Raw genomic sequence first — 11652 nt, 5'->3', positions numbered from 1 at the left:
CGCCTGCCCCCGAAGGTGTCGACACCTCATAACAGGGGGAGCTGCAAAGTAAAACAGGCACCTGACAGCGCATCCGAGTCACAGACACTGAGTTCTCCTTGGTGCCATTGCGCTATCCGCTGTGCCAGTGCCAGACCAAGCCCGAAACCACTGCGTTGTGCGTTGATTGCGCTGGCAGCGCGGACAAACGGCTTAAAAATATGCTGAGCGTCTTGTGGGGAGATACCCATGCCGTTGTCATGCACCGCCAGTATGGCGTGTTTGCCCTGGCAGGTTAACTCCAGTCGCACTTGTCCTCGGCCATATTTTTGTGCATTCCCCAGCAGGTTATTGAGCAATGTGCTGAGATAAAAAGCATCCCCGCTCAGTTGTACGGGGGTATCAGGGAGAGTGAGGTCGATTGTCAGTGAGGACGTTTCAAACGCCGCGCTGGTTTTTTTGATCAACTGGCACAAGTCGAGCGGCTGACTGGAACTGTTATGTATGGTCTGATCCAACCGGGCGTAATTCAGCAAAGTATCAATGAGCCTGGAGAGGGTATCCAGATCGCGGTTGATCTTGGCTTCATAGGAACGCCGTTTGTCGGGATCGATGGTTTCTTCCAGTGTATCCATGCCGAGACGGATCCGCGCCAATGGCGTGCGTAGCTCGTGTGACATGGCACCGCTGAGCAGTTTGACGTCCTGCACCAGGTGCTCAATGCGTTCCGCCATGTGGTTAAAATCGCGCTCCAGGTCGCGCAAATATAGTACAGATCCAACCTGTAGGCGTTGTGACAGGTCGCCAGCACCAAATTGCTGGGCAGCCCGACGTAGTCTGAGCAGCCGCAGTAAGAAAGGCAGCAGCCAGATCAATATCAAGGCCATGACAGCCGTGTAAAACAAACCCGTCAGCCACCAGGCCAGGCCACTGTGAGGTGCTGCCTGGTCGCTTCGAATGACTAACAAATCTTGGCTATTTGGCAGTCGATGCAAAAACAATCGATGTTGCTCGGTTTCCAGTTGGATCTGTTCATTGGCCTGTAACTTAGTTTGCAGTGCTGTGGGGAGCGGGAATGCCGCAGCCGGAACAATCTGTGGCTGCAAAAGCGACTGAGCAGGCCAGTGGATCAGCAAAGAGTGCGGCGAGTCTGTTGCAGCAATCAGGGCATGTATGTCCCGGGCCAGCTGCGCCAGTTGCGTCTGAGGCGTGTGTTGCTGCTGAGCAGGTGTGAACGTCTGGTAGAGATGGTCAAACAGCCAGCTGGTGGCGATGGAAATAACCACGACGGCCAGCAGCAGTGAAAGGGCAAAATGACGCATCACCAGGCTTCCCGAACCAACTGATAGCCCTGTCCCCAAACCGTTTTGATGCGAAAGGGCGCAACCGGGTTGTCACCGAGTTTTTTGCGCAACCGTGAGATGCGCAGATCGATGGAGCGATCAAATCCATCGTATTCAAAACCACGCAGAGACTGGGTAAGGAAATCCCGGGTAACCAGCTCGCCGGCTGATTTTGCCAGCAGCCAGAGTAAATCAAACTCTTTGGACGATACGTCAATGGTCTCGCCCTGTAAGGTGACGGTGCGGGCGCTTTTGTCCACTAACAGGCCTTGTATCTCGATACTCTCTGTATTGCCAGGGGGATCCGGTTCAACACTGGTTGGATTATGGCGGCGCAGGAGTGCACGGATCCGGGCGAGCAATACCCGTGCTCGCACCGGCTTGGTGAGATAGTCATCGGCGCCCATTTCCAGTCCCAGTACTTCATCCATATCTTCATCCCGTGCGGTCAGCATCAGGATAGGTCCGCAATATTGAGGTCTGACTTGTTTACAGACGTCCAGCCCATCCAGGCCGGGCAGCATGCCATCGAGGATCACCAGATCCGGGTTCAGGCTCAGGATCTGCTGTGGTGCCTCATCGCCACGATGGCACAGACTGACGGTAAAGGATTTATCCGCCAGGTAGTCACAGATCCAGTGTGCCAGTTCATGATCATCTTCAATTAGCAACAGGTGTGTGTTTGGTGTTGTCGTCATCAGAACATTCGCCATCTTACGCGTGTGTTTTTACTTTTGTTATAGACCCATGCATAGGTTAGCTGGGCACTGGCCAGTGTTTTTTGCTGCCTATCTTGCAGGAAAAACAGTACATTTTGATTGAATTTAAGGTCCATTGTCAGTACGCCCTTCGCAGCGGACTGCCAACATTTTAGTGGCTGTTCACGGTTGGCATGTGTCAGACAGTAGTTGCCCGGTGAGCTCGCCTGCCAGTGGATGGTCAATTCGCTATGACAGTACTCACCCTGGTGCAATGCGACACACTGTTGCGGACTCAGTGTCAGGGTCACCGGCGTGCTGGCAATAGCTTGGTTGTGGATAAGCGTTATGCCAGTAAGGGCTAAGGTGAAGGTAAATTTACGCATTCTCGACCCCTTAAAACACATAGCTGACAGACAGACCCAATCCCAGCGCATTGCGGCTGCGATTGTCACCTCGTTCGAGATTGCTTTGTATGATGGGGCTATCGGCAATGGCACTGGGAGTGTGGTAGTAACGTAAAGAGGCATCAAACAGCCAGTTTTCGCTGAGTGGGTAGGTGGCGCCAAGGTGCAGGCTATGGGATAAGCCGCTACTGGCTATGTACTCAGGCAACCCTTCGATGCGGTTATTATTGTTATTCTCTGTGTTGTTGACGCCATAATAGTAGTTCAGCATATCACCCGGCAGATAATTAACCCGATATGCACTGAACAAGTGCCAGTTTTTTATCGTCCAGTGTTTACTTATCTGAGCACTCACATAAGCGCCCCGGTCGTCACTCAGCTCAGGGGCGGCAATTAACTGAAACCGTAATCCTGACCAGATCCCACGAAAGCGGAGACCCAGATAGTTGGTCTGGTTTTTTGTAAAACGCAGCTCAGAGCCGTCTTGTTGAATGTACTTGGTATCGGCATCGGAGCGTGCGGATGAGGCCAGAAAGTCTAGATCCCACTGTGCATTACGATATAAGTTGTAGCCCACGCTGGTGTTGCCGAGAATATTATTGGGGCCGCCTGGGACTTCTACAAACAGCCCGTTATCCCACTCATAGGCGCCATTAACAAAATATCCCAGGCCCGCACTGGCATCGCTAAATGGGCCTTGCCCGGCAAAAGCGCCAACACCAACCGCGATAAACCCTTTGCTGTCAGTGTGCGGGTCCTGTGGTGATTCAGCAGCCTGTACTGTTTGACTTATCAGCCCGGTCAGAGACAAGCAGCCTGCCAGGGTACGTATCATTACCTTGTTCATTGTTTTTATTCCTGTGCTCACATTTGATAAGAACAGCTTAGCGAGCAGCAGAGGCTAAAACCGTAACAGTCACTACCAAAATGTATCAAAGTGTAGCGCAGGTTATATATAATTTAGGGACATGCGTCTATCCCTCGAAATTGCTATTCTGGGTTATTACGCACTTCACACCATGTACTTATTTTAGGCCCGTCGGCTTGGGCATCGTATCGGTCACATGTTGAGTCTGTAAAGTCAGCCTGAGCGCCAGCCCCGGCGACATTTGGTGCGCTGATATCTGGCCCTGCTGTGCTTTCATCAGCTGAGCAACTAAGGCCAGGCCAATCCCCGTGCCCTGCGTCGTTCGGGTTAGCTCACTGCCACCGCGATAAAACAGCTCAAACAGTTTGTCGCATTGCTGTTGCGACACGCCCGGGCCGTAATCACGGATCTCCAACTCGAGTTTGTCGCGGCTTTGCTCGGCGCGCCGAAAGGTAATGTCGAGCTGTTTGCGCGCCGGGTCGGTAATGCCTTCGGCTGCAAAGAACTTGATGGTGTTTTCAACGATGTTTATCACCACCTGGGCAAAGGCATCCTGGTCAACTAGCACCTCAAGCGCTGGTGATAGCGGCGGTTCAATCACCATATTCAGGGTAAAGCCCTGGTTTTCCAATAAGGTGGACGTTTTGGAGCGAATGATATCAGCCAGCATGGACAGTGGGGCATAGTCCGGTTTGACCTGAGAGAGGTCATTGTGATCGTCCTGATTCAGCCGGGTAAGCAACAGGATGTTGTCAATCAGGCGGCTCAGGCGCTCACTTTCGCTGTGAATAAAGCCGTAATAATCCTGCTGAGCATCGGCACAAACCACAGTACCTGTACGCAGCATCTCGGCATACATGCGAATGGCGGTGAGCGGTGTTTTGAGCTCATGGCTGACCGAAGAGACAAAATTCATTCTTTGCTCTGCCAGTGCAAGTTGCCTGACACTGAGGCGGTAAAATCCGTAACAGGCCCCCAGAATCGTCACTATCAGCAACAGGGCAAACACACTGCTGTACACCATAGTTTGACTCATGGGCAGCGTATGGGTGGTAAAGTGCAGGGTATAGTTGTTAAATGGCCAGCGCAGGGGGGCGCTATACAAGGACTGTGCGCCTAGTTCAGGGGCAATGTCGGCCTCTGCCAGTTGCTGTGCCGATGCTTGCGACCGGGAAAGTAAAAAATGCACTTGCTCTGGTTGCGCCGTCATTGTGTTATGCACTTTGTTGGAGCTGGCTGAACTGTCTGCCTTCAGCGTCAGCACAATTGGCTGATCAAACTGGCTTTGGCCCAGGTACTCGCTAACCAGGCTAAGTAAATAGGGGGCTCGCCTGACCAGATACCCTTGTAATTTACGCTGCGCGCCGACTTTGGGCAGGCGATAGAAAATAAAGTAGCCGGGGACATCAAACCACAGCTGATAGAGGCCGTTTTCTTTGCTCAGCCCGGTTGCCAGTTTGGTTTGTAGCGCATGGGACTTTAGCAGCGTCTGATAAATGAACTTTGTCTGTTCGTAACGCTGTTGCAGCTCGACAGAGCTTTGTTGTTGCTCTGTTGTGGATGTCGTGAGGTCTTTAGCAGACAGGGGCTCTGGCCAGATAGGGCTGTTAAACTGGCCTTGCGCATCAAACTGAAAATAGCCGACCAGCCCCTGAATAGGTCGGGTGGCTGTGGGTCTGGCAGGGTCCCGATGTGACAAAACAGAAGGTATTTGCAGGGTTTCTTCAGTCAGTGGGTTGTACACAGCCTGATAATAATCAAATGCTTCGACAGGCAGCGAACTGGTCAGTAAACGGCGTTTAAACATCTGACGGTCGATTTGTGATATCAGGTTGCGGGCCTGCTCCTGATACGCGCTCAATTGGTTTTGCTTAAGTTGCGCAAAGCCGAAGTAGAACAACACACTGAGCGGCAGTAACAGGCACAGTAAGAAAGCACAGGCCTGCCAGCGCAGTTGCTGCTTGCGCTGTGCATAGGTCATAAGTTGTTTGTCTTTAACCCACATTATGACGCCGTTACCAGGTATACAGTTGATAGCCTTCACCACGATGGGTGAGCAGATGACGCGGAGACTTTGGGTCTTGCTCTATTTTTTTGCGCAATTTGGCGATATGGATATCGACCGTGCGCGTATCTAGGTCTCCCACCGTTTTATAGCCCCAGACCTGATGTAATAGCTCATCACGGCTGACTGGTTTGTTCTGACGCAGCAGGTAACTCAGTAAGTTGACCTCGCGACGCGTGTATTTGACGCCCTGTTGGTAAGATGTACCGGTCAGGGTTTGTGGGTTTATACAGACGTCTTTGCTTAAAACCAGCTCACTTTCTTGCTGGTGCCAGCCCGAGCGCCGTACCAGCGCGTTAACGCGCAACACCAGCTCCGAAGTTGAAAAGGGTTTGGCCACATAGTCATCGGCACCCAGGCTCAGGCCATTGATAATGTCCTGCTCGGTACTTTTGGCGGTGAGCATCATAATGGGCTGAGTCGGTGAAGTGTGTCTGAGCGCTTCACAGACCGCAAAGCCGTTCATTGAGGGCAACATGACGTCTAATAAAATACAGGCATAGTCGCCCTGTTGCGCGCGTTTAAGGCCTTGTGCACCATCCATTTCACTGTGCACATCGTAGCCATGAAAAACAAACAGATCGGTGAGGCCACGTAAGATGGCCGGCTCATCTTCTACGATCAATAGGGTCGGTTTCATGTTGTTATTATTCCCTGTTTTGCGTTGGCCAGTGTCGCCTAAAGCTAGCGGGCCCGACGCCAAAGTGCACGTAAACTTTTGTAAAACCTGCGCTGTTTTCTTTTACATAGCCAGCCTGTTTGCACGTCCTCCCGCACTCTAAAGTAGAGCACATAGCCCTGTTAGAGGAACCACCATGGACATAGTGAGAACGAATAAACGCCCCCTGTTAAGCGGCAAAGCCAAAGTTATGAGTGCGCTGGGACTGGTTGTCGTGGGCGCTCTGGCACTGTTTTTTAACCATCATATTAGCGCGTCCAATTTGGTAGATAAAGCCCCCCTGTTGATCGATACGGTGCGCCGGGGCGAGCTAAAAGTCACTGTGCGTGGCAGCGGCATACTGGTACCGGCTCAGATCCGCTGGATCACCACGCAGGTCGATGGCCGGGTAGAGCAAGTGTTTAAAAAAGCCGGCGCCGAGGTAAAACAAGGCGATGTGTTACTGCAACTGAGCAACCCGGAGCTGGAAGAAGCGTTGGCACAGGCACGCTGGGAGCTACAGGCATTAGCAGCACAAACTCATGCCGAACAGGTTGCGCTGGAGTCCACCGTGCTGGACCAGGAAATTGCCGTGGTAGATGAAAAGCTCAGTCTGGAGCGTGCTCAGCTGACTTTGGCGGCACAGGAGAAGTTGCTGGCGCAGGGGATTGTGGCGGTCTCCAAGATTGATTTTGAGGAGGTCAAAATCAATGTCGCTCAGTATCAGCAACGTTTTGCGCTTGAACAGCAAAGGCTGCAAAAACGCCGCGAAAACCTGGCTGCACAACTGCGTGCAGGGAACGCGAGGATGAACAGCTTACGCAAGCGTGTGGCGCGATTAGAACAGCAGGTTAACGGCCTGAGCGTGGTTGCGACAATGGACAGCATAGTACAGGCCATGCCTTTGGAGTCGGGGCAGCAGGTTTCTGCTGGCAGCAACCTGGCTATGCTGGCCAGAAATGATCAGTTCTTTGCCGAGTTACGCATTCCTGAAAGTCAGGTCAAAGACGTGCAACTCGGCCAGGTGGTGACGCTGGATACCCGCGCCAGTCAGATCAGCGGCACGGTGCAGCGCATTGATCCTGTGGTCAGCGACAGTGCCGTGTTGGTGGAAGTGGCGCTCAGTGGGGAGCTGCCGAAAGAGGTGCGCCCGGCGCTGAGTGTCGATGGCGTGATTGAAATCGCAACGATTGAGGATGCCTTGTTTGTAAAGCGCCCGGTGAAGGCCAGCGGGTTCAGTCAGGCGAGCCTTTACCTGTTGGCTCGTTCTGGCGAGCAGGCACATCGTCGTCCGCTGACATTTGGTCATATGTCCAGCCAGTACATTGAGATTGAGCACGGTGCCGCGGAAGGCGAGCGGGTGATCCTCTCCGATACCTCACACTGGCAACACGGCGAAGTACGTTTTAGGCAGTCTTTTTCTTCATTACAGTAACTATAAAGGAGTACAGATCATGTCGGCACAACAGCAAAACAGCCGCCTGGTTGAACTGGCGCAGTTAAACAAAGTGTTTGTCAGTGATGATGTCGAAACCTGGGCACTGAACAACATCAATGTACAGATCGCAAAAGGTGAATACCTGGCCATTACCGGCCCGTCTGGTTGCGGGAAATCGACTTTACTGGCCCAGCTGGGCCTGTTGGATACCCCGAGCGGGGGCACTTACCGGCTGGCGGGACACGATACCAGCCAGATTGATAAAAATGAGCGCTCCCGGATCCGCAATAAAGAAATCGGCTTTATTTTTCAGTCTTTTAACCTGATAAGTGCGTTGAGTGTGGCCGACAACGTGGCATTGCCGCTGAGCTATCGTGCGGATCTGAGTCGGACACAACAACGCGAGCGGGTATTGGCTGCGCTGGAGCAGGTTGAGATGACCCACAGAGCCAGTCACTTTCCGGCTCAGCTTTCCGGCGGGCAACAGCAGCGAGTGGCCATTGCCCGCGCTATTGCCGGTCAGCCGGCGATTATTCTGGCCGATGAGCCCACGGGGAATCTGGATTCCAACAATGCCCGGATAGTGATGTCGCTGATCGATACGCTCCATCAACAAGGTGCGACCATTTGTATGGTGACCCATGATATGTCATCGGCACAGCGTACTGAGCGCATCATTGCCATGAAAGACGGTGTGATTGTGTCAGACAGCCCGACGTCATTACGTACTGCTGTCGCCGTATGACTGCTATCTGTTAAGAGGAATGCCTTATGTCTGCCTGGATAGATATTCGATACGCAGCCCGGTTGCTGCTAAAAAAGCCCCTGTTTACTCTGACCACCACCGCCATTGTAACGGTGGGACTGGCACTGACTTTGTACACCTTTACCCTGATGCAGCAGCTGGTGTTTAAGCCTTTGACTCTGGGCCAGGATACGCCCCTCATTGCGATTGCCGGTGAGTTTAAAGCCGCCCATGGTGTCCGTCAGCGTGTTGACCCTTATCATCTGAATCGAATTCAGTCGCACAGTACGTTATTGCAGAGTATGAGTTTGTATCAGTCGGCAGTGCGTACGGTGGGCCAGCAGGGTAATGAAGCCAGTTCACATAAAGTGCATCTGACCTATGTGCAATGGGATATCTTTGAAGTCGCGGGTGTGCAGCCGCTGCTTGGTCGCAGCTTTAGCCCGTCTGATCAGCAAAATGAGTCTCAGTCAGTCGTGGTATTGAGCTACGATATCTGGCAGCGGATCTTTGCGGGTAACGAGGATATCATCGGTCAGGTGGTTCAGGTTGAGGCCATTCCTGTGCAAGTGATAGGGGTCATGCCGCCCGGGTTTGCTTTTCCAACCCAGGCTCAGGTTTGGCAAATTATGACTCAGACCCGGCTGGAGCCTGCCAGTCCGTCGAACAGCGGAGGATTGCAGGCGGTTGCCCGGCTCAGGCCGGGAGTTACTCTGGCACAGTTTCAACATGAACTGGCGACTTTGTTGCAGCGCCAGCTTCAGGCCTTGCCGCAGGAATTTGCCTGGCGTGCTGATGTCGCGGGTGGCTACTTGCAGGCGGTGCCGTTTAAACTCAGCGTTGACGTGTTGTACCAGCATTACTCAGTGTTAGTAGCTATGATGCTGGTGGTGTTACTTATTTTGCTACTGACTTGTATTAATGTGGGTAACCTGTTGCTGGCCCGGGTTAATGAGCAGATCCGCGATGTGGCTATCCGGGTTGCGCTGGGTGTGCCACAGCGGCGGTTAATTTTGCAGATGTTGTGGGAAAGCACCTTGATTTGTTGTGTCGGTGGCATACTGGCTCCGGGCTTGGCGCACTGGGGGATGATGCTGACCAATCAGGCGCTAAATGAGATCTTTGCAATGAGCGGGGCCCGCCCATTTTGGTGGACATTCAGTTTGTCGCTGGACTCAGTCTGGATGTTGCTGGGCGCGGTTTTACTGATGATACTCATCACAGGTTTTATACCGGCGTGGCGCGCTTTACAGGGGGATATTAATGGCATTCTCCGTGATGGTACACGTGGTGCCCTAAGCCAGCGTGCTGGGCGAGTGAATCAGGCATTGGTGATGTCTGAAATCGCTCTGTCCTGCGTGGTACTGGTCATTGCAGTGATGCTCCTGGGCAGCAGTGTGGCTGCGCAACAGGCCGATTATGGTGTGCAAACCGAGCAACGTTTGACCGCATCCGTGCGTCTGGCTTGGGGGAGTTACCGCTGGAATGGCGGCGAGCCTCAGGCGCGAAAAAAGCGTAACGATTTTTACTACGGATTAAAAGACAAGCTGGAGCAGCTGCCCAACGTGCGTAGTGTTGCTTATTTCAGTAGCCTACCCGGCACAGGTGGGGGAACTTCACATTTTGAGATCCAGGGTCAGGCGGCAGCAGTGTTTAGTGACAACCCGATGTGGAATTTTGAAGTCGTCAGTCGCGGGGCGTGGCACACTGTGGGTATGCAGCTGCTTGCAGGGCGGGATTTTAACCTGACTGATTTAGCCATCGACAGTCGTGAACTGCGTGGCAGCGGTTCGCCGGTCATCATCAATGCGGCCATGGCACGTGAGTTGTTTCCACAAGGGGGAGCTGTGGGACAGCGTATTCGTACCCTCGATGGAGAAGGATGGCACAGTGAGTGGCGCACCATAGTGGGCGTGGTGTCTGATAGTATTCACGGGCCGACCCTGGATTCGACCAGCACCCCGTATACGGGATATGGTTTGATGGATCTGCGTTCATGGTGGATGAATATCGTGGTGCACTACAGTGGTGACGAAGCACAGGCGATGGCGGCGTTGCAACAGGCTATCATTGACTTGGATGCTGATGCGACGGTGCACCAAATCCAGAGTTATCAGAGTTTAATCAAACAGCCATTGTTATTGATAGAGTCACTCAATCAGGTGTTTGTTGCAGGTGGACTGGTTGCCTTGTTTTTAGCGGCCAGTGGGATCTATGCCATGTCTGCAAACAGTATTGCAATGCGTAGCCAGGAAATTGCCACCCGGCGGGCCCTTGGCGTACCGGACAAACACGTCGTTGGTTTGTTTATCAAACAGGCGCTTGTGCAGTTGGCAGTCGGGTTAGTCGCAGGCGTGCTTGTAGCGTTGTGGCTAAGTGCTCAGCTGGCGAATGCCATGGTGGTGGACTCTCACAGCTATATCTTGGCGCTGCTGGGGATACCTGGGCTGATTGTGATGCTGGTGTTGCTGGCTACGTTACTGCCCGTTTCACGTCAGCTGAAACACGCGCCTGCTGAGGCGCTCAGACAGGATTAGTCAGGGTGTTCGTCACGACGCGACGGGTGGACATGTGCAGCCGGATGCGGCACAGTACGGCTTTTGTTGCCACAGAAACGCCCTATGCTTGCCAACTATATTACCCGTGTTCACCATGTTGCGATTATTTGTTCTGATTATGCACGCGCCAAAGCCTTTTATATTGACGTGATCGGGTGCACTGTCATTGCCGAAAATTATCAAAGCGGACGCCAGAGCTATAAGCTGGATCTAATGCTGCCTGATGGCACCCAGATTGAACTGTTTCACTTTGCAGCAGCCCCTGCGCGTCCCAGTTACCCGGAAGCTCAGGGCCTGCGCCACCTTGCACTGTCTGTCACTGATATCGACGCGGCACGTAACGCACTGATAGCCAAAGGGGTGAGTTGTGAGCCCATTCGCATCGACCCTTACACCCAAAAGCGTTTTTGCTTTTTTGCCGATCCGGATGATTTGCCGCTGGAGCTCTATGAAGTTTAGGGAAGTGATGGGAGTGCTGATTTGTTCCTTTTTCCATTCCTTATGATACCATCGGGGCCTCGTCATATCAGGAAGTAATAATATGAAAAAGAATGGGTTAATCATTGGGTTGAGTTTATTGGTGCTGGCTGGGTGCAAAGTATCTCAACCCGCGCCTTATGAGCAAGACAAGGCACCGGAGGAGCGTCAGGAATACAGTGGCGTTGAAGGTCTGGCTCAGGCACAACGGGATCAGGTTTACCTGATGGACAAGGAGCTCAGAGACAAATGCAATGATGCACAGGTGGACTTGGCTGTGGCCAAGAGCAAGAATAACGAGGCCGAGATGGGCAGACAAAATAAAATCATCAAGCAAACTTGCCGACAGTAATATGCATAAAAAGGGCCGCAGTAACATGCGGCCCTTTTTGTGACTAAAGCTTGATTTGTTTAAT

The 11652-nt window shown here is 52.7% G+C and carries 11 protein-coding genes; 5 read left to right on the top strand and 6 right to left on the bottom strand.

Annotation, left to right across the window (positions count from 1 at the left end):
• Positions 1-26: 26 nt before the first annotated feature.
• From TW77_RS11360 to TW77_RS11335, 6 genes are all read right to left on the bottom strand, one after another.
• Positions 27-1301: an ATP-binding protein gene (locus tag TW77_RS11360; RefSeq protein WP_046005095.1), complete on the bottom strand. Its 1275-nt coding sequence runs from the start codon at positions 1299-1301 to the stop codon at positions 27-29.
• Positions 1301-2020 carry a winged helix-turn-helix domain-containing protein gene (locus TW77_RS11355; RefSeq protein WP_046005094.1) on the bottom strand — a complete coding sequence of 240 codons (720 nt, stop codon included), beginning with the start codon at positions 2018-2020 and terminating at the stop codon, positions 1301-1303. The genes TW77_RS11360 and TW77_RS11355 overlap by 1 nt, the downstream gene beginning before the upstream one ends.
• Entirely contained in the window at positions 2020-2406 is a 387-nt protein-coding gene (locus TW77_RS11350) for a DUF3019 domain-containing protein (RefSeq protein WP_046005093.1), read from the bottom strand. The genes TW77_RS11355 and TW77_RS11350 overlap by 1 nt, the downstream gene beginning before the upstream one ends.
• A 10-nt stretch (positions 2407-2416) precedes the next feature.
• Positions 2417-3274, bottom strand: coding sequence for a MipA/OmpV family protein (locus TW77_RS11345; protein WP_046005092.1), 858 nt, complete (start codon positions 3272-3274; stop codon positions 2417-2419).
• 178 nt (positions 3275-3452) lie between these two features.
• The gene (locus TW77_RS24255; RefSeq protein ID WP_052713152.1) at positions 3453-5300 is read right to left on the bottom strand and encodes a sensor histidine kinase; all 1848 of its coding nucleotides are present in this window, start codon (positions 5298-5300) and stop codon (positions 3453-3455) included.
• A gap of 10 nt (positions 5301-5310) precedes the next feature.
• Positions 5311-6000 (bottom strand): response regulator transcription factor, encoded by a 690-nt coding sequence (locus tag TW77_RS11335; RefSeq protein ID WP_046005091.1) that lies wholly within the window; start codon positions 5998-6000, stop codon positions 5311-5313.
• Positions 6001-6175: 175 nt separating this feature from the next.
• Here TW77_RS11335 and TW77_RS11330 point away from each other — a divergent pair, with 175 nt between their 5' ends.
• From TW77_RS11330 to TW77_RS11310, 5 genes are all read left to right on the top strand, one after another.
• A complete protein-coding gene (locus TW77_RS11330) occupies positions 6176-7453 on the top strand; it encodes an efflux RND transporter periplasmic adaptor subunit (RefSeq protein ID WP_046005090.1) in 1278 nt (425 codons plus the stop codon).
• 19 nt (positions 7454-7472) lie between these two features.
• Positions 7473-8201 (top strand): ABC transporter ATP-binding protein, encoded by a 729-nt coding sequence (locus TW77_RS11325; RefSeq protein WP_046005089.1) that lies wholly within the window; start codon positions 7473-7475, stop codon positions 8199-8201.
• A gap of 26 nt (positions 8202-8227) precedes the next feature.
• A complete protein-coding gene (locus TW77_RS11320) occupies positions 8228-10738 on the top strand; it encodes an ABC transporter permease (protein ID WP_046005088.1) in 2511 nt (836 codons plus the stop codon).
• 84 nt (positions 10739-10822) lie between these two features.
• The gene (gloA2, locus tag TW77_RS11315) at positions 10823-11218 is read left to right on the top strand and encodes an SMU1112c/YaeR family gloxylase I-like metalloprotein (RefSeq protein WP_046005087.1); all 396 of its coding nucleotides are present in this window, start codon (positions 10823-10825) and stop codon (positions 11216-11218) included.
• An 82-nt stretch (positions 11219-11300) separates the two neighbouring features.
• Positions 11301-11588: a hypothetical protein gene (locus tag TW77_RS11310; protein WP_046005086.1), complete on the top strand. Its 288-nt coding sequence runs from the start codon at positions 11301-11303 to the stop codon at positions 11586-11588.
• Positions 11589-11652 lie beyond the last annotated feature (64 nt).

Origin of the sequence: Pseudoalteromonas rubra, from assembly GCF_000967655.1 — a bacterium.
GTDB classification, from domain to species: domain Bacteria; phylum Pseudomonadota; class Gammaproteobacteria; order Enterobacterales; family Alteromonadaceae; genus Pseudoalteromonas; species Pseudoalteromonas rubra_A.
This window is presented reverse-complemented; position numbering and strand designations above follow the sequence as displayed.

Coding starts and splice junctions, on each gene's coding strand:
- TW77_RS11350 (WP_046005093.1), bottom strand. CDS start 2,406: ATGCGTAAATTTACCTTCACCTTAGCCCTTACTGGCATAACGCTTATC.
- TW77_RS11335 (WP_046005091.1), bottom strand. CDS start 6,000: ATGAAACCGACCCTATTGATCGTAGAAGATGAGCCGGCCATCTTACGT.
- TW77_RS11320 (WP_046005088.1), top strand. CDS start 8,228: ATGTCTGCCTGGATAGATATTCGATACGCAGCCCGGTTGCTGCTAAAA.
- TW77_RS11310 (WP_046005086.1), top strand. CDS start 11,301: ATGAAAAAGAATGGGTTAATCATTGGGTTGAGTTTATTGGTGCTGGCT.
- TW77_RS11345 (WP_046005092.1), bottom strand. CDS start 3,274: ATGAACAAGGTAATGATACGTACCCTGGCAGGCTGCTTGTCTCTGACC.
- TW77_RS11325 (WP_046005089.1), top strand. CDS start 7,473: ATGTCGGCACAACAGCAAAACAGCCGCCTGGTTGAACTGGCGCAGTTA.
- TW77_RS11355 (WP_046005094.1), bottom strand. CDS start 2,020: ATGACGACAACACCAAACACACACCTGTTGCTAATTGAAGATGATCAT.
- gloA2 (WP_046005087.1), top strand. CDS start 10,823: ATGCTTGCCAACTATATTACCCGTGTTCACCATGTTGCGATTATTTGT.
- TW77_RS11330 (WP_046005090.1), top strand. CDS start 6,176: ATGGACATAGTGAGAACGAATAAACGCCCCCTGTTAAGCGGCAAAGCC.
- TW77_RS24255 (WP_052713152.1), bottom strand. CDS start 5,300: ATGTGGGTTAAAGACAAACAACTTATGACCTATGCACAGCGCAAGCAG.
- TW77_RS11360 (WP_046005095.1), bottom strand. CDS start 1,301: ATGCGTCATTTTGCCCTTTCACTGCTGCTGGCCGTCGTGGTTATTTCC.